Raw genomic sequence first — 19,876 nt, forward strand, 5'->3', positions numbered from 1 at the left:
TCAGCGGCGGACAAGGCGCCCGAGACAGACCTCATAGCTGGCGGCCAGCAGGCCGTCGGGCTGGCGGTGGCGCTCATAGGCTTCCCCGAGACGCCTCAGGCGCTGGCGGTTGCCCAGCCCCGCAGCCCTGTCGTCATTGACCTGGCTGGCCCCTATGCCCTTGAGATCCCGCAGCAAGTCGTTGAGCTCCAGATAGGCGAGAGACCAGGTGACAGAGGTCAGCTCAGGCGCCTGAAAACCCGCGGCGCCAATGGCCTGCTGCAACTGGGGCAGGGCGAGGAAGCGGTTGACGTGGGCATGCCCGTCGACGGCGCCCCAGGCCTCGCGCAACTGCCAAAGCGAGCCGGCCAGCAGGGTCGAGAAGAAGATCTGACCGCCGGGCTTGAGCACCCGGTGGATCTCGGCAAACGCCTGGGCCGGGCGCTCGCACCACTGCAGGGCCAGGCTGGAGAAGACCCAGTCCAGGCTCTGATCCGCGAAGGGCAGCGCCTCCGCATCGCCGCACACCAGCCGGGCGCCGCTGCCACGCAGGGCGGCCTGCGCCAGCATGCCGGGGGCGAGATCCAGCCCGTGCAACTGCTGGCAACGACCCGCCAGCGCGGGCAGGAAGAAGCCGGTGCCGCAGCCCAGATCCAGCCCGGCCCCCGGGCGCATCTCTTTCATACTCCCTTCGCCCATGCGCACCAGCAGCGCCTGCCCCACCTCCTGCTGGAAGCGGGCGTGGGCGTCGTAGTGACGGGCGGCGGCCCCGAAGCGACGGGCGAGCTGGGCCTTGTCGACCTGCTGGAAACGCTCATGCAGCATGGGCGCCTCCTCTCTGATCACTGGATGGGCAGGGACCCAGGGCCTCGAGCAGGCTATCCACATCCTGCTCGCGGTGAGCGGCACTCAGAGTAATGCGCAGCCGGGCCGTGCCGACCGGCACAGTGGGCGGGCGAATGGCGCTGACCCAGACGCCGCGATCCCGCAGCCGTTCGGCCAGTTGCAGGGCGGCACTGCTCTCCCCCACCAGCAGGGGCTGGATCGGGGTCTCGCTTGCGCCCAGCGTCCAGCCGAGCGCCTGTGCCCCCTGCCGAAAGCGGGCGATAAGGTGATCGAGGTGGGCGCGGGCCTCGTCGGCGGCGCGTACCAGCGCAATGCTCTGGCTGATAGCGCAAGCCTGCGCGGCGGGCATATGGGTGCTGTAGACATAGTGGCGGGCAAAGTTGACCAGGTACTCCACCAGCTCGCGGCTGCCCCCCACGAAGGCCCCGGCCACCCCGAGCGCCTTGCCAAAGGTGCCCATCTGGATATGCACGCTGGCGGGAGCAACCCCCTGCGCCGCCAGGGTGCCGCGCCCTTGTGGCCCCAGCACCCCGAGGCCGTGGGCATCGTCGATCATCAGCCAGTTGCCGCTCTGGGCTGCCAATGTCGCGAGTTCAGCCCAGGGGCCCTGATCCCCGTCCATGCTGAACACCCCCTCCGAGACGATCAGGCCCCGGTTTGGCTCAAGCTGAGACGCGAGCGCGGCCATGTCGTTGTGGCCGAAGCGCTTCATCCTGCAGGGCAGCTGGCTGCCCATCTCCTGCAGGGAGGCGTGGTTGAGCCTGTCCTGCCACAGCAGGTGCTCCTTGCCGAGCAGGGCCTTGAGCACCGCCTGATTGGCGGAGAAGCCGCAGTTGAACAGCAGCACGGCCTCCACCCCCAACCAGTCGGCCAGCGTCTCCTCCAGCTCTTGGTGGGCACGGCTGTAGCCGGTCACCAGGGGCGAGGCACCGGCGCCCGCGCCATAGCGGTCGATCCCCTCCTTGAAGGCGGCCTTGATGGCGGGATGATCGGCGAGCCCCAGATAGTCGTTGGCAGAGAGGTTGAGGTAGTCGCACCCCGCCACCCTGAGCCGCCCGCCACTCGCCCCGTCGGTCGCGATGCGGTTGCGCAGCAGGGCGGCCTGCTCACGTTCGGCCAGGGCCTCCCCCAGCGCAAAGGGGCCGGTGACAACAGGGGAAGTCATGGACGGACGGCACCTGCGCGGGAACGGGTGGCATCGTAGAAGAGCTCGCTCGGCTCGCTCTGGCGGCTCACCTCGGCAAGGAGCTCCTCTTCCTGCACCTGATCCGGCTTCTGGGCCCGCTGGGCGGGGCGGATGCCGAGGCGCTTGAACAGCTGCATGTCGCTGTTCTCGTCCGGGTTCGGGGTGGTTAGCAGCTTGCAGCCGTAGAAGATGGAGTTGGCACCCGCCATAAAGCACATGGCCTGCATCTGCTCGTTCATCTTCTCCCGCCCGGCGGAGAGGCGCACGTGGGAGGCGGGCATCATGATGCGCGCCACGGCTATGGTGCGAATAAACTCGAACGGGTCCAGATTCTCCTGGTTTTCCATGGGCGTCCCCTTCACCTTGACCAGCATGTTGATGGGCACGCTCTCCGGGTGGCGGGGCAGGTTGGCCAGCGCCATCAGGAGGCCTGCCCGATCCTTTGCCTGCTCCCCCATGCCGACGATGCCGCCGGAGCAGACCTTCATGCCGGCGCCGCGCACGTGCTCCAGGGTATCCAGGCGGTCCTGATAGGTGCGGGTGGTGATGATGTCGCCATAGAACTCCGGCGAGGTGTCGAGGTTGTGGTTGTAGTAATCAAGCCCGGCAGCACCCAGGCGCGCCGCCTGATCCGCAGTCAGCATCCCTAGCGTCATGCAGGTCTCCATCCCCAGCCCGCGCACCTCCTCGACCATGCGCAGGATATAGGGCATGTCCCGCTCTTTGGGGTTGCGCCAGGCGGCCCCCATGCAAAAACGCGACGAGCCGTTGGCCTTGGCCTCGCGAGCCCGCTCCAGCACCTTTTCCACCTCCATCAGCCGCTCGGTCTCGAGCCCGGTGTGGTAGCGGGCGCTCTGGGGACAGTATTTGCAATCCTCCGGGCAGGCGCCGGTCTTGATGGAGAGCAAGGTGCTCACCTGCACCTCGTTCGGGTCGAAATGGGCGCGGTGTACGGTCTGAGCCTGGAACAGCAGATCGTTGAATGGCAGGGCAAACAGGGCCTGGACCTCGGCGAGGGTCCAGTCGTGACGAAGGGCGTGGCCGCCCAGGGTGAGAGCATTCATACATGGCTTCCAGTTGTTATAAGTGGGATCCTGCGCCGCCATCCTGGGATGAAGGACCGCAAAAGCCGCCATCGGCCGACCTACTCGCTGTGAGGACAGGCGCCAAGTGGCTGAAATTGTTGGCTAGTGTAGAGAGCGCGCGTAGACTGTCAACACCGACCAGATCAAACCAATTGACAACAGAACACAAAATGACCAATCAAGAATTCGACCTGCACCACATCTGGCACCCCTATACCTCCCTCACCCATCCCCTGCCCTGCTATGAAGTGGCCAGTGCCAAGGGGGTGACCCTCACCCTCAGCGACGGCCGCGAGCTGGTGGATGGCATGAGCTCCTGGTGGGCCTGCGTCCATGGTTATCAGGTGCCGGAACTCGACGCCGCCGCCACCGCCCAGCTCGGCAAGATGTCCCACGTGATGTTTGGCGGCCTCACCCATGCCCCAGCGGTCGAGCTCTGTCGCAAGCTGGTGGAGATCACCCCGGCCGGTCTGGATCGGGTCTTTCTGGCGGATTCCGGCTCGGTGGCGGTGGAGGTGGCGCTCAAGATGGCCCAGCAGTACTGGCACGCCAGGGGAACGCCCCGCGCCAGGTTCGTCTCCCTGCGGGGCGGCTATCACGGGGACACCTTCGGTGCCATGAGCGTCTGCGATCCGGATGGCGGCATGCACGAGCTCTACAAGGGTTTCCTGCCGGAGCACCATTTCGTGACCGCCCCCAGTTGCCGCTTCCACGCCGAGTGGGACGAGAGCTGCGTGGTGGAGCTGGCGACCCTGGTGGCGGACCACCATGAGGAAATCGCTGCCATCGTGCTGGAGCCCATAGTGCAGGGGGCGGGTGGCATGCGCTTCTATCACCCCCGCTACCTGCAGTGGGTGCGCGCCCTGTGCGACGAGTTCGGTTTGCTGCTGATCGCCGACGAGATCGCCACCGGCTTTGGCCGCACCGGCCAGCTGTTTGCCTGCGACTGGGCGGGGATCAGCCCCGACATCATGTGCCTTGGCAAGGCGCTCACCGGCGGCTACCTGACGCTGTCGGCCACCCTCACCACGGAGCAGGTTGCACGCACCATCTGTGACGGTAAGGCCGGCGTCTTTATGCACGGCCCCACCTTTATGGGCAATCCGCTGGCCTGCGCGGTGGCCAACGCCTCCATCGAACTGCTGCTGGCCTCACCCTGGCAGGAACGGGTGCGGGCCATCGAACATCAGCTGCGCACCGAACTGATACAGCTGACCCTGCATCCTGCGGTGGCCGACGTGCGGGTACTCGGCGCCATCGGTGTGGTGGAGATGAAGGAGCGGGTGGACGTGGCGCGCATCCAGCGCAAGTTCGTGTCGCTGGGGGCCTGGATCCGCCCGTTCGGCAAGCTCATCTACCTGATGCCCCCCTTCGTCATCAGCCCCGAGGAGCTGCGGGTGCTGACCCGGGCCATCCATGAGGCCATCGCCAGCGGCGAATTCTGAGTCTGGATGAATAGGCTCTGCATGAGAATGCAGGGCCTTTTGGCTCTTTTTCATCAGAATGTGAGCGAGACACCAGAACCCGCCAGGCGAGGAGAGTAGACTGCGCGGGTTTTACCCAACAGATGTACCTTTCCCATGCGCCTCTCCATCACTGCCAAGATCAATTTCTTCCTGCTCTTCATCTTCTCCATGGTATTGGTGTTTTCCGCGGCCTATCAGGCGGTGCGCGAGCGCGACCTCATCCTGACCCTCATCAAGGAGCAGAGCCGCGAGCAGACCGAGGCCTATTTCGACGGCCTCAACATGCTGATGCTGACCGGCAAGATGGAGGCCCGCGACACCCTGCGTGCCAAGTTTCTCGATCACGCCCACGTGGAAGATGCCCGCATAGTGCGCGGGGCGCCGGTCAACAAGCAGTATGGGCCTAGCCGCGACAGCGAGGCCCCCAAGGACAGATTCGATGCCCTGGCCCTGGCGGGCAAAGGGAGCCTGGAGGTGGTGCACGACGGCACCCACAGCAAGCTGGTGGTGACCCGCCCCCTGCTGGCCAAGAAGGATTTTCGTGGCACCGACTGCACCAGCTGTCACCAGGTGCCAGAGAATACGGTGCTGGGGGCGGTGCGCTTTGACTACTCCCTCGACACCCTCTTTACCCGGGTCGAGCAGAACATACTCACCTCGGCCCTGAGCCTCACCCTCATCTTCGGGCTGGGGCTGCTGCTCACCCTCTGGGTCATACGCACCTGGATAGTCCGCCCCCTCAACCAGCTGACCCGCTCCATGGAGGAGGCCACCGATCTGCACGACTTCGGTCACCGGCTGGAGGGCGATGAAGGGGACGAGATAGGCCGGGTGGCCCTCGCCTACAACCAGATGCTCGACAGCGTGGAGCGCCAGCTCGGCAAGCGCCCTGCCCCTTCGTCCCAGGACGAGAAGCCGACGGATCACGCCAGGTAATAAAACAGCAGGCTGGCGGCAAGGATCAGCAGCAGGATGAACAGATTGACGTGCAGGGCATCCTCTTGCCGTCGGCTGCGCCTGTGCTCCAGCGCCAGCACCACCAGGGTCAGCAGGCAGCAACCCCAGAGTCCGTGCACCAGCCAGGGGGTGAGGGCGGGATCCCACTCCTGGCGCACCTTGACCCCACCATAGACCAGAAAACCGTAGGCTGTCTGCGGCCTGGCGAAGTGGTAAAGGGAGAGCAGGACGATAAAGCCGCTCCAGCAGAGGATCACCAGCCCCTGGAGAACCCGTATCCAGCCATCCGGCCCCCGCCTGCGTTCCTTCACTCTCACCCCCTGCCCAACCGACCGGATCCATGCAAGATTCATGGGGAAAACCCCGCAAGGGTCCGACATTTTTGCTTGTTTATCAAACCCGCGCGGGTAAGATTAACGGCTTAGTCTGCCATGGTGGGCCACTCATGCCCGGGCCAGACCCCTAGTGTTGCAAATAGCGCTGCAAGAACAAGCTGGAGACAATATTTCGATGACGCACGCATCCGTAGTAGATGTGCTGACCGGTAAGTATGCGGTTGGCACCACCCAGACAGTGAAAGGGTGGATCCGGACCCGCCGCGATTCCAAGGCGGGGATCTCATTTTTGGCCATGTCCGATGGCTCCTGTTTCCATCCGGTACAGGCCGTCGTCCCCAATACCCTGGCCAATTACGAGAATGAAGTGCTGCGTCTGACCACCGCCTGCTCAGTGGAAGTGACCGGTGTGGTCGTGGCTTCCCAGGGCAGCGGCCAGGCCTTCGAGCTGCAGGCCTCCGACGTCAAGGTCGTGGGCTGGGTCGAAGACCCGGACACCTACCCCATGTCTGCCAAGCGCCACAGCATCGAATACCTGCGCGAGCAGGGTCACCTGCGTGCCCGTACCAACGTGGTCGGTGCCGTGACCCGGGTGCGCAACTGCCTGGCCCAGGCCATTCACCGCTTCTTCCATGAAGAAGGCTATCTGTGGATTGCCGCGCCGCTCATCACCGCCTCCGACACCGAAGGGGCCGGCGAGATGTTCCGCGTCTCCACCCTGGACATGGAAAACCTGCCGCGCACCCCAGAAGGCAAGGTGGATTACGACAAGGACTTCTTCGGCAAGGAGACCTTCCTGACCGTCTCCGGTCAGCTCAACGTCGAGACCTATGCCTGCGCGCTGTCCAAGGTCTACACCTTCGGGCCGACCTTCCGCGCCGAAAACTCCAACACCAGCCGCCATCTGGCCGAGTTCTGGATGGTGGAGCCGGAAGTGGCCTTCGCCAACCTGGAAGACAACGCCGCCCTGGCCGAAGCCATGCTGAAGTACGTCTTCAACGCCGTGCTGACCGAGCGCCGCGACGATCTGGAGTTCTTCGCCCAGCACATCGACAAGGATGCCATCGACCGTCTGGAGCGCTTCGTCGCCTCCGACTTCGCCCAGATTGACTACACCGACGCCATCGAAGTGCTGAAGAACTGCGGCAAGAAGTTCGAGTTCCCGGTCTCCTGGGGCATCGACCTCTCCTCCGAGCACGAGCGCTATCTGGCCGAGGAGCACTTCAAGTCTCCTGTGGTGGTGAAAAACTACCCGAAAGACATCAAGGCCTTCTACATGCGCCTCAACGACGACGGCAAGACAGTCGCCGCCATGGACGTGCTGGCCCCGGGGATCGGCGAGATCATCGGTGGCTCCCAGCGTGAGGAGCGTCTCGAGGTGCTGGATGCCCGCCTGGCCGAGATGGGCCTGAACAAGGAAGATTACTGGTGGTATCGCGACCTGCGTCGCTACGGCACAGTGCCGCACTCCGGCTTCGGCCTGGGCTTCGAGCGCCTGGTGGTCTATGTGACCGGCATGGGCAACGTGCGCGACGTCATCCCCTTCCCGCGTACCCCTCGCACCGCCGAGTTCTAATCGCGGACAGCACGCGAATCGCAAAAAGCCGACCCTTGGGTCGGCTTTTTTTGTTCTTTGCCGTCGCCCTGCGCTTACGCCAGGCTGACGACCACCTTGCCCTTTGCGCGACCGGTCGCCAGATAGGCGAGCGCCTCGCCGACCTGTTCAAACGGAAAGACCTTGTCGATGACGGGCCTGAGCTTGCCCTCGTCGAGCAGCGCGGCAATCCGGGTCAGCTGGGCACCATCCGGACGCACGAACATCATGCCGTAGGTGATACCCCGTCGCCGGGCAAGACGGTGTATCTTCCAGCTCATCAGGCCAAACAGGGCGGTCATGATGACACTCATGTTTCTCGCCCGCGCAAAGGCCGCATCCGGCGGACCGACCAGCGACAGGAGCCGCCCCCCCGGCCGGAGGATCGACAGTGACCGCTCGATCGCATCGCCCCGCAAGGTCCCCAGCACCAGATCATAACCCTGCAATACGGCATCGAACGCCTGCCGTCTGTAGTCGATCACCACCTCGGCCCCCAACTGACCTACCCACTCGGCGTTCGCCGTGCTGGTGGAGGTCGCGACCAAGGCCCCCAGGTGCCTGGCCAGCTGAATGGCAAAGGAGCCTATGCCGCCGGAACCCGCGGGAATGAACACCCTCTGGCCCGGCGCGAGCGGGGCCTGCTCGGTGAAGGCCTGCCAGGCCGTCAGCGCCACCATGGGAATGGACGCCGCCTGAACGAAGTCGAGGCTGGCCGGTTTGAGGGCAGCCGCGTGTTCGGGTACCACAACCCATTGCGCCAGGGCGCCACGCCCCAGATCGAAGAGGCTGGCATAGACGGCATCCCCCGGCCGAAACCGCGTCACCCGGCTGCCGACCTCCACCACCACACCGGCCAGATCGCTGCCGAGCACGGCGGGCAGCTCAAACTTGAGCAGGGGTTTGAAGGTGCCTCGCGGGATCATGTTGTCGATGGGATTGAGGCCGACGGCATGCACCTTGACCAGGATCTCGTCCGGCCCCATGGTCGGGTGCGGCAGTTCCGCGAACTCGGGCCGCGCCGAGCGACCATAGTGTCTGAACACAAAGGCTTTCATCATCTCGTTACCAGAAAGCGTGAGGTGACCGAACCAGGCAAACCGCCCTGTCCCATACAGGGCAGCGACACAGGTCAGGCACGCCTCATCGCGAGGATAAAAGAGGCGGTCTGGAGAGAGAACTGCGGGTTGGGCGTGGCGCCGTCCCCAGCAGACCGCCAGTCTTGTTGCCGGGATCAGCGGCCCTGAGGCGCAACCTGATAACGTTCGGCGGCGTGCGCCTGCCTAAGGTCGGAGAGCAGCGCCTTGCGCGCGCCATCGAGCTCATCCCAGCGACTGGCCTCATGCAGCGGCGGTATGGTGACCACTTCCCGGCGATCGAAACCGACCAGGGCCGCGTCCACCAGCTCCTCCACCGCCATCAACTCCGGCAAGCTGTCGGGATCGATGCCGGAGCGTGCCCAGATCTCGGTGCGCGTGCCGGCGGGCAGCACCGCCTGCACATAGACCCCGGCGGGAGCGAGCTCCAGGCTCATCCCCTGGGAGAGGAACAGCACGAAGGCCTTGGTCGCGCCATAGAGCGTCATGCCAAATTCGGGCGCGAGCCCGACCACGGAGCCGATGTTCACTATGGCCCCCTCTCCGGCTTGCACCAGTCGCGGGGCTATGGCCGCCGCCAGGCGTGCCAGCGCCGTGGTGTTCAGGGTCACCAGTTGCTCGACGCTGCTGGCGGTCTGGGCGAGGAAGTGGCCCACCTGACCCGCCCCTGCGTTGTTGATCAGGATGCCGATGCTGGCATCTTCCCGTAACCGGGCCTCCACGGCGGCCAGCTCCCGGGATTGAGTAAGGTCGGCGGGCAGGATGTCGACGGCGACGCCGTACGCCAGGCGCAGGCGGCCGGCCAGTGCCGTCAGCCGCGCCTCATCGCGGGCGACGAGCACCAGATCGTGGCCGCGCCGGGCGAAGCGGTCCGCATAGGTGGCGCCAATGCCGCTGGAGGCACCTGTGATAAGCACTCTGGGTTTAATGGTCATGATGTCATTCTCTCTGTGATCGTTTTGAACCGGGATGGATGTCGCGCCAGGCACTCAACGGCCGATGGCGCTGTGTCGACAGGGGACCTGCTATGACGCCCCTGCCCATGTCCGTTTACTCGCCGGCACCCGCCAGGGCCGGGTAGTCGATGTAGCCCTCGGCACCGCCGCCATAGAGGGTCTCGGGTCTGAGCGCGGCAAGCGGGGCGCCCTGCTGCAGGCGCTCGACCAGATCCGGATTGCTGATAAAGGGGCGACCGAAGGCAAACAAGTCCGCCTTGCCCTGGGCCAGCGCACTGCTGGCCAGCGTCAGGTCATAGCCGTTATTGGCCAGATAGGTCTGCTTGAAGCGCCGACGCAGGGAGGCGAAGTCGAAAGGGGCGACATCCCGGGGGCCGCCGGTGGCGCCCTCGATCACGTGCAGATAGACGACGCCCAGCGTACTGAGCCGCTCGACGAGATAGTCGTACTGCGGCTGGGGATCGCTGCAGGAGATGCCATTGGCCGGTGAGACGGGGGAGATCCGGACCCCGGTGCGATCGGCCCCGATCTCCTTGGCCACGGCGGCGGTGACCTCGAGCAGCAGCCGCGCGCGGTTCTCGATGGAGCCGCCATAGCCGTCGGTACGCAGGTTGGCCCCATCCTTGAGGAACTGCTCCAGCAGATAGCCGTTGGCACCGTGGATCTCGACCCCGTCAAAGCCCGCCGCCATGGCGTTGGCAGCCGCCTGACGAAAGTCGTCGACGATGCCGGGGAGCTCCTCCAGTGCCAATGCACGGGGCATAGACACCTCGACGAACTCATTGTTGACGAAGGTCTTGGTCTGGGCGCGAAGGGCCGAAGGGGCCACCGGCGCCGCGCCATCGGGTTGCAGCGCGACGTGGGAGACGCGGCCAACGTGCCACAGCTGCACGAAGATACGACCTCCCCTGGCATGCACCGCATCGGTCACCTTGCGCCAGCCCGCAATCTGCGCCGCCGTGTAGAGGCCGGGGGTGTCCTGGTAGCCCTGCGCCTGGGCAGAGACCTGGGTCGCCTCGGCGATCAGCAGACCCGCCGTGGCCCGCTGGCTGTAATAGGTGGCGGCATGCTCGCTCGGGACCAGGCCGGGGCCGGCACGGTTGCGGGTGAGTGGCGCCATCACGATGCGGTTGGCGAGGGTGATGGGGCCAAGGGAATAGGCCTCGAAGAGTCTCTTGTCTGTCATGGCGTGCCTCTGTCGTGTGGAACATGGGTCTGGGAAGGAAGGTAGTCCGTATCCCGACATGGCGCCGCCAGGCTCGGGGCTGCAAGGGTCAATCCAGGGTCAGGGCGTTCAACCCCTTCCCGGGGTCTGCCCATTAAAGATGACGATCATAATCTTTTCAGTCAAGCATTTTGATGATGACCAACATCAATGTATAGTGATCACCACTTCCATGATTCAGAGGAGGACCGGGTATGAGGGTCACCAAGGCACAGGCTCAGGCAAACCGGGCACACATAGTCGCCACCGCAGCCAGGCTGTTTCGCGAGCGGGGTTACGATGGCGTGGGAGTGGCGGATCTGATGGGGGCGGCCGGCTTCACTCACGGCGGTTTCTACAAGCACTTCACCGCCAAGGCGGATCTGATGGCGGAGGCCGCCGCCTGCGGCTTTGAACAGAGTCTGGAGAAAACCAGTGCCCTGGCTAGCCCCGAGTTTGTCAGGCACTACCTCTCCAGAGAGCACCGCGATGCCCCAGGGGATGGCTGCATCATGGCCGCGCTGTGCGCCGATGCGGCGCGCCAACCGCCCCAGGTCAAGGCTGCCTTCGAGGCCGGCATTGAAGAGATGCTGGCCCGCACCTGTGGCCCTCACGACACGCCGGATACAGAGGAGACCCAGGCCCATCGCGCCAGGAGGATAGCGCTGATGGCACAGATGATTGGCGCCATCATGCTGTCACGGGCCTGCCCGGACGAGTCGCCATTGGCCGATGAGATCCTGGCTGCCTGCCGCACAACCCTGCTGTCGCAGGTTGCCTCTTGCGAAGAGGCGGCCACCGCCGAGCCAAACCGGGACGCTTGAGCCGGTCATCCAGACTCGCAGGCCGGCGCCGGCCTGCGACCCCCTTCATCCCTTCCCGGTCCTCGGATCCATCCCCTCTTCCCCTGCCTGTCATTCCCCGATCCCCCCTGTTCAAGGGCATATCCATAGTTTTTATGCACTTAAATCGGAAAAGGGTCTGTTATTGAACCACCTCAATTTTTTACCCCTTTAGGGGTGCCAGAATACCCGCTAACCCTTTAGGGGCAAATAACCACAACAGATGCTCCCGGGCCCCAGGGCCAGTGCGGACATGGATTCAATCACACGAGGTAATGGAATGATCTTGATGGAATTTTTGGTGGTGCTCGGCTGCTTGCTGCTGGGTACCCGCTTTGGGGGCATGGGACTGGGTCTCATCAGCGGCATAGGTCTGTTCCTGCTGACCTTCGTGTTCGGCCTGGTGCCGGGGGAGCCGCCTGTTCAGGTGATGCTGACCATACTGGCGGTGATCGGCTGCGCCGCCACCCTGCAGACCGCCGGTGGCCTCAACCTGATGATGCAGGTGGCCGAGCGCCTGCTGCGCCGTCACCCCCAATACATCACCATACTGGCGCCGCTCACCACCTGGACCCTCACCTTCCTGTGCGGTACCGGCCACGTGGTATACACCATGTTCCCCATCATCGCCGACATAGCGCTGCAGAAGAACATCCGTCCCGAGCGCCCCATGGCGGTGGCATCCGTTGCCTCCCAGATGGCGATCTGCGCCTCCCCGGTCTCGGTTGCCGTGGTCTCCATGGTCTCCATTCTGGCGGCCGGTCACGGCATAGGTCAGGCTTACGGCCTGCTCGACATCCTGATGATCGCCATCCCCTCCTCTCTCACGGGTGTGGTCATGGCGGCCCTGTGGAGCCTGCGCCGCGGCAAGGATCTGGACAAGGACGAGGAGTTCCAGGCCAAGATCCAGGATCCGGAGCAGCGCGCCTTCGTCTACGGCGGCGGTGAAACCCTGCTCAACACCAAGTTCCCGAAAGAGGCCTACTGGTCTACCTGGATCTTCTTCGCCGCCATCGCCGCCGTGGTCTTGCTCGGTGCCAACGAAGGGTTGCGTCCTGTGTTCACCATCAAGGACAAAACTGGCCCCCTCTCCATGAACCTGGTGATCCAGATGATGATGCTGATCGCCGGCGCCATCATCCTGATGCGCTGCAAGGTCAAGCCGGGCGACATCTCCAACGGCGCCGTCTTCAAGGCAGGCATGGTCGCCATCTTCTCCGTATTCGGGGTTGCATGGATGAGCGAGACCTTCTTCCAGGCTCACATGCCGCTGCTCAAGGAAACCCTGGCCCACGTGGTACAGGCCCAGCCCTGGACCTATGCCCTGGTGCTCTTCCTCATCTCCAAGCTGGTGAACAGCCAGGCCGCCGCCCTGACCGCCATCGCCCCCATGGGTCTGGCGCTGGGGGTGGAGCCGAAACTGCTGATCGCCTTCCTGCCGGCGAGCTACGGCTACTTCGTGCTGCCGACCTACCCGAGCGATCTGGCCTGTATCGGTTTCGACCGCTCCGGCACCACCCGCATCGGCAAGTTCATCATCAACCACAGCTTCATCATTCCTGGGCTGATCGGGGTCAGCAGCTCCTGCGCCCTGGGGTATGTGCTGACCACCATCTTGCTGTGATCCAGACGGCGTTCGCCGCGCCATCCCCAACGGGCCCCTTCGCGGGCCCGTTGCCTTTCCCGCCCTCCCGCTTTGCCAAGCGCCCGCCGGCTCGGTAGCATGCCTCATCTTTCATGATTGGAATCAACCCCATGTCTCGCGTCATCCTGCTCTGGAGCGGTGGCAAAGATGCCATGCTGGCACTCTGTCATGCCCGCTATGCGGGTCATCAGGTGGTGGCCCTGGCCACCTTTGCGCCCCCTGAGCCCCGCTTTCTCGCTCACCCCTTGCCGCTGGTGCGCCGTCAGGCGGCGGCCCTCGGGCTGCCCCATCTGCTGGTCACCATAGAGGCGCCGTTCGAGCAGAGCTATGAGACGGCGCTGAGCCGCCTGCAGCAGGAGTGGGCCCTCGATGGTGTAGTGACCGGCGATATCGACAGCGTGGGGGGCGCACCGAACTGGATCCGCGAGCGCTGCCAGCCGCTCGGGCTCGCCGTCCACACCCCGCTCTGGCAGCAATCTCGCGAGGCGCTGCTGGCGGATATGCTGGCCCGCGGCATCGTCGCCCACCTCTCCTGCGTCGATACCCGGGTGCTGGCGCCGGCATGGGCCGGGCGAGTGCTGGATGCCGCCACCCTGACCGAGTTGCAGCAACTGGCCGAGCGTGAAGGGTTCGATGCCTGCGGCGAGCAGGGGGAGTACCACACCATGGTGACCGACGGCCCGGGCTTTGCCGCCCCGCTGCGCCTCGATGGCTGGCAGGTGGCGCGCCAGGATCATCTGGCCTATCTGCTGGAGGACGAGGGGTGACGCCTCACTAAGGCGGCACATAAAAAACGGGAGGCGATGGCCTCCCGTTTTGCTTGCCTTTCACGCCAGCCTAACTGGCCAGCTTGCCCAGCACCCGCTGCAGCAGGCGAATGCGCGGCGCTATGCTACCCAGCAGCAGGAACTCGGTCTCCGAGTGGAAGCCGCCCCCCATGGGGCCGAAGCCATCGAGGGACGGCACACCGGCGGCGGCGGTGAAGTTGGCGTCGGAGCCGCCCCCCGCCTCCAGCCAGTTGAAGGGGATCCCCTCCTGCGCTGCGGCCGCCTCCACCAGCGCCATCAGGGCCCGGGTGTCCTCACTCGGGCGCATCGCCGGCTTGAAGCTCTGGCGATCCACCTCGACCCGGCAACCGGCAAGGAAAGGATTCTTGGCCATGAAGCTGAGCCGGTTGTGCACCGCCTGCGCCTCCTCGTTACTCCAGAAGCGCAGGTCGACGATCGCCTCGGCGAAGTCCGGCACCACGTTGACGCCGGTGCCCCCCTGCACCACCCCCACGTTCATGGTGGTGCCCGTTTCCAGGTTCACCTGCTCGTTGATGGCCAGCACCCAATGGGCGAGCTCGGTAATGGCGGAGATACCCTCGGCCAGGGCCGAACCGGCATGGGACGCCTTGCCGTGGAAGCGGATGCGATACTTGGCGTTGCCCTTGCGGGCGCTGATGAGATCCCCGCTCGGACGGGCCGCCTCGGCCACCAGCACGCAGCCACTCTGCTTGGCTCGCTCGACCAGCCAATCCTTCGACCAGGGGGAGCCAATCTCCTCGTCGCAGTTGCAGCAGACCAGCACCTTGAGCTTGGCCAGCACGGCCGGGTCCATCCCCTTCAAGGCATACCAGGTGGAGAGCAGGCCGCTCTTCATGTCAGAGACGCCGGGGCCGAAGGCCTGATTGCCTTCGACTGTCAGCGGGCGTTTGGCCGCCGTCCCCTCGGGGAAGACGGTATCCATGTGGCCCACCAGCATGACGTCGTAGTGATCCGCCCCCGGGGCATTGGTTGCCTCGAGGCAGGGGCCGCACTCGGCGGCAAACTGGTGGCGGCTCACCTGCCAGCCGATGGCCTCGTATTTTTCGGTCATGATATCGGCCACCCGAGCCACCCCGACCGGGGTGCGGGTGCCGCAATCCAGGTTGATGAGGGGGGCCAGATCCGCCAGATAGGCGTCCAGGGAAAAAGCGTTGCGAGGATCTGTCATCATCGTCTCCAAAGGGCAAAAGGTCCGGCCTCGCCCTTGCGCAGAGTGAATGGAGCGGGCAGCCTGGCCACCCGCCCCGCCATTACATAAACAGCAGATAGTTGAGCAGCAGCGCCGTCACCAGGGCTCCGGCCATGGGTACGCAGGTGCGCTTGACCACCACGAAGGGGGAGACCTTGGCGATCCCCGCACAGGCGATGAGCACCGCCGCTATGGGGGAGACGGTGCGGCCTATGCTGGAGGCAAGCTGCATCGGCAGCAGCATGGTCACCGCCGGCACGCCGAACTTGGCCGCCACCGCGGGGGCCAGGGTGGAGAAGCTCAGGAAGGCCGCATTGCCTGAGCCCATGATGACGGCCGCCACCATGATGAGCCCCACCATCACCAGCGTCATCAGGCCGCTGCCGATACCGGCATTGCTGGCAGAGTGCAGCAGGGTGTCGATGGCGCCTATGGCCTTGAGGGACTCGGCAAACAGCTCGGCACAGACGATGAGCGCCACCACGGGGCCAAACACCTTGCCCATGCCGTCGAGGAAGCTCGACAGCCCGGCCATGGCGGTGCGCACCGAGCGGGTACGCAGCAGCTCGCACAGCATGCCGATGAAGACCGACAGCAGCATGGCCACCTCCACGCTGACGCTGATGGTGGTCACCAGGAGCTTGGAGAAGGTCATCATCAGCACGAAGGGGATGATGGGCAGCAGGGCATACCAGGTCGGCGCCGGCACCTCCTCCTTCCCCTGCTCGTCCAGCTCGGCCGGATCGCCCCGGTGCAGGGCGGGATCCCAGCCATCCTGGCGATCGCAGTGACGCTGCCAGAAGAAGTGCAGCACCATGGTCACCAGCAGCATGGGAGCCACCAGCCAGATCTGGTAGTCGACGAAGTAGCTGGTCGGATCCATGCCGGACTGACCGGCGGAGAAGATGGCGTTGGTCTGGGTCGGACCGATTTCAAACGCCTGGGAGGTGGCGATGACGCCGCAGGCCGACGCCGGGCTGATGCCGAGGTTGCGCATCACAGGGTACATGGTGACCATCAAGAGCAGGCCGAGGCCGGTGGCGGAGGTGACGAACAGGGAGACAAATACCGCCACCAGATAACAGATGGAGAGCATCAGGTAGCTGGACCGGATGCCCGCCACCGGCTTGACCGCCACCCGCACCAGGGACTGGGAGGCGCCGATATGGGACATGTAGGTGGCAAAACCCGCCACCGCCATGATGGTGAGGCCGAGCCCCGCCGCCCGGTAGGAGAAGATCCCCTTGAACACCTCGAACAGGTCGAACAGGGCGAACCCCGTGCTCTTGTCGGCAGGCAGTATGGGGTGCAACCCCAGCCAGTAGGCCACCGCGAAGATGGTCATGCCTGCCAGCGCCAGCACCGCCTGCGGGTTGTAATCCTTGACGATGCCGTAGACCACGGCCATCAGCACGAGCAAGACGAATAAGAGTTCCAAAGTGCGCTCCTGATAAGATTATCGAGGATCGAAATCTAGTGGCGAGCCCCTCCTTTCCCCTTGATCCCTATCAATAAAAGTGGCTTGAGTGACAAAAAGCAGCATTAAATTTTGATAAATCAAATAAAATCGGTACATCAATCCAGTCCCGACGCACTAGAATGCCCTGCATGAGATCCTGGCCAACAACCTCCACTTTTTTTGCGTTGGATCAACGCCCGTCAGGGGTGAACTGGCCAAGATGCCCGTCGATACAGAGCGACCATTTCGCACCGGAGAGAGTTATGACAAGCCAAGCCACCGCAGGTGTCTCTACCTGCGACTACAAGCTGTGGGACATCCTCGTCGAGTCTGCAAAGGAACGCACCACCATTCGTTATTCCAAGCTGGCCAGGCAGGCCGGGCTGGAACAGTGCCAGGATGAGCTGCGCACCCTGCTGCAACGCATCCGCATGTACTGCACCGAAAACAACCTGCCGATCCTCTCCGCCATCGTGGTGGACGACGTGGGCAAATACACCGGCCTCTCCTCCAGCCTGCCGGATGCGCCCTGGGAGCGGGCCCGGGTCTTCGACCACCAGTGGACCACCCTGCACTGATAGCCCCCTTCCCCCAAGACGCGCCCCAGGCGCGTTTTGGCTATCTGGCCCCTCGCTTTTTCTCCCCCTCCCCGCTGGTAAAACCAGCCAGCCCGGCCATGAGCGTTGCCATGGCTGGGCCACAATGCCAGAATCGGGCCCTTGCACGATTTCACGTTCGGATTTCAGGGCCCCGGGCCCGCAGATATAGGATCTCCCATGGCCACCACCCTCTATGGCATCAAGAACTGCGACACCATCAAGAAGGCCCGCAAGTGGCTGGACGAGGCTGGCATCGACTATCGCTTTCACGATCACAGGGCCGACGGCCTCGAGCCTGCCCGGCTGGACGGCTGGCTGGACCAGCTGGGCTGGGAAGTCCTGCTCAACACCCGAGGCACCACCTTCCGCGCCCTGCCGGAGGAGGCCAAGCAAGGGCTGGACGGCGCCAAAGCCCGCGCCCTGCTGCTGGAGCACCCCGCCATGATCAAGCGCCCGCTGCTGGACCGCGATGGCGAGCTGACCCTGGGGTTCAAGGCAGACCACTACCAATCCCTCTTCTCTCGTTAAACATTTCTGTTAAGGAACGCCGATGTCGGATGTCATCGCACTGGCCAAGGATCTGATCCGCCGCCCCTCAGTTACCCCGCTGGACGAAGGGTGCCAGACCCTGATGGCGGAGCGCCTCGCGCGCCTCGGGTTCGTCATCGAGCCCATGGTGTTTGAAGACACCACCAACCTCTGGGCCCGCCGTGGCAGCGAGGGACCGCTGTTCTGCTTCGCCGGCCACACTGACGTGGTGCCCGCCGGCCCGCTGGAGAAGTGGCACACCCCGCCGTTCGAGCCGACCATCAAGGACGGCATGCTCCATGGCCGCGGCGCCGCCGACATGAAGGGGTCCCTCGCCGCCATGGTGGTGGCCACCGAGCGCTTCGTGGCCCAGCATCCGGACCACAAGGGCTCCATCGCCTTCCTCATCACCTCGGATGAAGAGGGCCCCTTCATCAACGGCACGGTGCGCGTCATCGACACCCTGGAGGCGCGCAACGAGAAGATCCGCTGGTGCATCGTCGGCGAGCCCTCCTCCACCAACCTGGTGGGGGACGTGGTGAAGAACGGTCGCCGCGGCTCCATCACCGGCGATCTGCTGGTGCGCGGGGTACAGGGTCACGTGGCTTACCCTCACCTGGCGGACAACCCCATCCACAAGGCGGCCCCGGCCCTCGCTGAACTCGCCGCCACCGTCTGGGACGAGGGCAACGCCTACTTCCCCCCCACCAGCTTCCAGATAGCCAACATCCAGGCCGGCACCGGTGCCTCCAACGTCATCCCCGGCGAGTTGCAGGTGCAGTTCAACTTCCGTTTCAGCACAGAGCTCACCGATCTCGACATCCGCGAGCGGGTCGAGGCGCTGCTGACCCGTCACGGTCTGGACTTCGAGCTGAAGTGGACCCTCTCAGGCCAGCCCTTCCTGACCGACACCGGCGCCCTGCTGGAGGCCACAGTCGCCGCCGTGGCGGCGGTCAACGGTCAGCAACCGGCCCTGCTCACCACGGGGGGAACGTCCGATGGGCGCTTTATTGCCCCCACCGGGGCCGAGGTGATCGAGCTGGGCCCGGTCAACGCCACCATCCACAAGGTGAACGAGTGCGTGAAGGCGGAGGATCTGGATCTGCTGGCGGACATGTACCAAGGGGTGCTGGAGCACTTGCTGGCATGACCCAGGATCAACTGCTTGGGCTCGACGAGAGCCACCTCATCCTGGTGGGGCGCGGCCCCCACCGCCTGACCGCCGCCACCGCGGCGGCCTTCAACGACATGCAGGTGGCGGCCGCCCATGAGGGGTTCAACCTGCAGGCCGCCTCCAGCTGGCGCAGCTTCGAGCGCCAGCTCGCCATCTGGAATGGCAAGTGGCGCGGGGAGCGGCCCCTGCTGGATGCGAACAACCAGCCGCTGGATGCGCTGCAACTGGGCGAGACCGAACGGCTGCACGCCATACTGCGCTGGAGCGCCCTGCCGGGCACCAGCCGCCACCACTGGGGCACGGATCTCGACATCTATGATCCCGACTGCCTGCCCGCCGGTACCAGGCTGGCGCTGGAGCCCTGGGAGTACGAGGCGGGAGGCTGGTTTGCCGATCTCGGCGAGTGGCTCGGGGATCACATGAACGACTTCGGCTTCTTCCTGCCCTATGCCAAACAGCTGGACGCGGCTCAGGGGGTCGCCTACGAGCCCTGGCACATCAGCTTCGCCCTGGAGTCCGCTGAACAGCGGCTGGATCCGGATGCGCTGGCGCTTTGCCTGCAACAGGCGGATATTGAAGGCAAGGCGTGCATATTGTCCCAGCTCGACGAGATCCTGGCCCGTTATGTCACTGCCGGTCACACCGAAAGGAGAATCTGATGAGTCTGTGGTTATGGATAGGCCTGCCGCTGCTGTTTCTGCTCGGCCTGTTTCTCAATGCCATCAAGGACATGAAACAGCTCGAAAAGCAGTTGCCGAAATACAGGGACAAGATCCGGGAAGTCAAGGACGACGAGGACGACTGACCTCCCCCGCAGGAGCCCGATGGCGCTCCTGCTCCCCCTCGCCGGGCTCGATGCCAGCCAGCAGCCACCCCGGCCCCAGCCCCTGAAAATGGGCACCGATTGCCACTCCCGCCCCCTCTTT

Annotated in this window: 20 protein-coding genes; 11 read left to right on the forward strand and 9 right to left on the reverse strand. The window is 64.7% G+C overall.

Annotated features, from left to right (window positions below; translation table 11 throughout):
* Genes bioC through bioB form a run of 3 tightly spaced genes read right to left on the reverse strand, consistent with a single transcriptional unit; the run spans position 1 to position 3,075 of the window.
* Complete coding sequence (gene bioC / locus AC1IN8_RS04605) at positions 1 to 804, reverse strand: malonyl-ACP O-methyltransferase BioC (protein ID WP_429160736.1); 804 nt, start codon at positions 802 to 804, stop codon at positions 1 to 3.
* A complete protein-coding gene (gene bioF / locus AC1IN8_RS04610) occupies positions 794 to 1,990 on the reverse strand; it encodes an 8-amino-7-oxononanoate synthase (RefSeq protein WP_479758201.1) in 1,197 nt (398 codons plus the stop codon). Before bioF ends, bioC begins: the two co-directional genes overlap by 11 nt.
* Positions 1,987 to 3,075 carry a biotin synthase BioB gene (gene bioB, locus AC1IN8_RS04615; protein ID WP_043131627.1) on the reverse strand — a complete coding sequence of 363 codons (1,089 nt, stop codon included), beginning with the start codon at positions 3,073 to 3,075 and terminating at the stop codon, positions 1,987 to 1,989. Before bioB ends, bioF begins: the two co-directional genes overlap by 4 nt.
* 191 nt (positions 3,076 to 3,266) lie before the next feature.
* Here bioB and bioA point away from each other — a divergent pair, with 191 nt between their 5' ends.
* Together bioA and AC1IN8_RS04625 are read left to right on the forward strand one after the other, a co-directional pair.
* The gene (gene bioA, locus AC1IN8_RS04620; RefSeq protein WP_479758202.1) at positions 3,267 to 4,541 is read left to right on the forward strand and encodes an adenosylmethionine--8-amino-7-oxononanoate transaminase; all 1,275 of its coding nucleotides are present in this window, start codon (positions 3,267 to 3,269) and stop codon (positions 4,539 to 4,541) included.
* 135 nt (positions 4,542 to 4,676) lie between these two features.
* Positions 4,677 to 5,498 carry a HAMP domain-containing protein gene (locus AC1IN8_RS04625; RefSeq protein WP_202046359.1) on the forward strand — a complete coding sequence of 274 codons (822 nt, stop codon included), beginning with the start codon at positions 4,677 to 4,679 and terminating at the stop codon, positions 5,496 to 5,498.
* Here the strand turns inward: AC1IN8_RS04625 and AC1IN8_RS04630 are convergent.
* Positions 5,486 to 5,830 (reverse strand): hypothetical protein, encoded by a 345-nt coding sequence (locus AC1IN8_RS04630; protein WP_247626885.1) that lies wholly within the window; start codon positions 5,828 to 5,830, stop codon positions 5,486 to 5,488. The genes AC1IN8_RS04625 and AC1IN8_RS04630 overlap by 13 nt on opposite strands.
* 199 nt (positions 5,831 to 6,029) lie before the next feature.
* Between AC1IN8_RS04630 and asnS the strand changes: the two genes are divergently transcribed.
* Positions 6,030 to 7,430 carry an asparagine--tRNA ligase gene (gene asnS / locus AC1IN8_RS04635; RefSeq protein WP_479758203.1) on the forward strand — a complete coding sequence of 467 codons (1,401 nt, stop codon included), beginning with the start codon at positions 6,030 to 6,032 and terminating at the stop codon, positions 7,428 to 7,430.
* Positions 7,431 to 7,504: 74 nt separating this feature from the next.
* Here asnS and AC1IN8_RS04640 read toward each other — a convergent pair whose 3' ends face one another.
* From AC1IN8_RS04640 to AC1IN8_RS04650, 3 genes are all read right to left on the reverse strand, one after another.
* Entirely contained in the window at positions 7,505 to 8,509 is a 1,005-nt protein-coding gene (locus AC1IN8_RS04640) for an NADP-dependent oxidoreductase (RefSeq protein WP_479758204.1), read from the reverse strand.
* A 173-nt stretch (positions 8,510 to 8,682) separates the two neighbouring features.
* Complete coding sequence (locus tag AC1IN8_RS04645; protein ID WP_479758205.1) at positions 8,683 to 9,480, reverse strand: SDR family NAD(P)-dependent oxidoreductase; 798 nt, start codon at positions 9,478 to 9,480, stop codon at positions 8,683 to 8,685.
* Between the two features lie 115 nt (positions 9,481 to 9,595).
* Positions 9,596 to 10,687, reverse strand: a complete 1,092-nt coding sequence (locus AC1IN8_RS04650; protein ID WP_479758206.1) for an alkene reductase — start codon at positions 10,685 to 10,687, stop codon at positions 9,596 to 9,598.
* 233 nt (positions 10,688 to 10,920) lie between these two features.
* Between AC1IN8_RS04650 and AC1IN8_RS04655 the strand changes: the two genes are divergently transcribed.
* The 3 genes from AC1IN8_RS04655 to AC1IN8_RS04665 all read left to right on the forward strand — a co-directional run bounded on the left by AC1IN8_RS04655 (position 10,921) and on the right by AC1IN8_RS04665 (position 13,959).
* The gene (locus AC1IN8_RS04655; protein ID WP_479758207.1) at positions 10,921 to 11,529 is read left to right on the forward strand and encodes a TetR/AcrR family transcriptional regulator; all 609 of its coding nucleotides are present in this window, start codon (positions 10,921 to 10,923) and stop codon (positions 11,527 to 11,529) included.
* 298 nt (positions 11,530 to 11,827) lie between these two features.
* Entirely contained in the window at positions 11,828 to 13,171 is a 1,344-nt protein-coding gene (locus tag AC1IN8_RS04660) for an anaerobic C4-dicarboxylate transporter (protein WP_025326310.1), read from the forward strand.
* A 131-nt stretch (positions 13,172 to 13,302) separates the two neighbouring features.
* A complete protein-coding gene (locus AC1IN8_RS04665) occupies positions 13,303 to 13,959 on the forward strand; it encodes a Dph6-related ATP pyrophosphatase (protein WP_479758208.1) in 657 nt (218 codons plus the stop codon).
* Between the two features lie 70 nt (positions 13,960 to 14,029).
* Here the strand turns inward: AC1IN8_RS04665 and AC1IN8_RS04670 are convergent, their stop codons facing one another.
* Positions 14,030 to 15,169 (reverse strand): M20 family metallopeptidase, encoded by a 1,140-nt coding sequence (locus AC1IN8_RS04670; protein WP_479758209.1) that lies wholly within the window; start codon positions 15,167 to 15,169, stop codon positions 14,030 to 14,032.
* Positions 15,170 to 15,251: 82 nt separating this feature from the next.
* On the reverse strand, positions 15,252 to 16,628 hold the full coding sequence (gene dcuC / locus AC1IN8_RS04675; RefSeq protein ID WP_479758210.1) for a C4-dicarboxylate transporter DcuC: 1,377 nt from the start codon (positions 16,626 to 16,628) through the stop codon (positions 15,252 to 15,254).
* 284 nt (positions 16,629 to 16,912) lie between these two features.
* Here dcuC and AC1IN8_RS04680 point away from each other — a divergent pair, with 284 nt between their 5' ends.
* The 5 genes from AC1IN8_RS04680 (at position 16,913) to AC1IN8_RS04700 (ending at position 19,755) form a co-directional block, all read left to right on the forward strand.
* Positions 16,913 to 17,227 carry a hypothetical protein gene (locus AC1IN8_RS04680; RefSeq protein ID WP_162519153.1) on the forward strand — a complete coding sequence of 105 codons (315 nt, stop codon included), beginning with the start codon at positions 16,913 to 16,915 and terminating at the stop codon, positions 17,225 to 17,227.
* Between the two features lie 198 nt (positions 17,228 to 17,425).
* The gene (locus tag AC1IN8_RS04685; protein WP_479758211.1) at positions 17,426 to 17,776 is read left to right on the forward strand and encodes an ArsC family reductase; all 351 of its coding nucleotides are present in this window, start codon (positions 17,426 to 17,428) and stop codon (positions 17,774 to 17,776) included.
* Positions 17,777 to 17,798: 22 nt separating this feature from the next.
* Complete coding sequence (dapE, locus tag AC1IN8_RS04690; protein ID WP_247626893.1) at positions 17,799 to 18,926, forward strand: succinyl-diaminopimelate desuccinylase; 1,128 nt, start codon at positions 17,799 to 17,801, stop codon at positions 18,924 to 18,926.
* A complete protein-coding gene (locus AC1IN8_RS04695) occupies positions 18,923 to 19,609 on the forward strand; it encodes a M15 family metallopeptidase (RefSeq protein WP_479758212.1) in 687 nt (228 codons plus the stop codon). Before dapE ends, AC1IN8_RS04695 begins: the two co-directional genes overlap by 4 nt.
* Positions 19,609 to 19,755 carry a hypothetical protein gene (locus AC1IN8_RS04700; protein ID WP_005325762.1) on the forward strand — a complete coding sequence of 49 codons (147 nt, stop codon included), beginning with the start codon at positions 19,609 to 19,611 and terminating at the stop codon, positions 19,753 to 19,755. Before AC1IN8_RS04695 ends, AC1IN8_RS04700 begins: the two co-directional genes overlap by 1 nt.
* Positions 19,756 to 19,876 lie beyond the last annotated feature (121 nt).

Source organism: Aeromonas sp. 130281 (genome assembly GCF_056642115.1).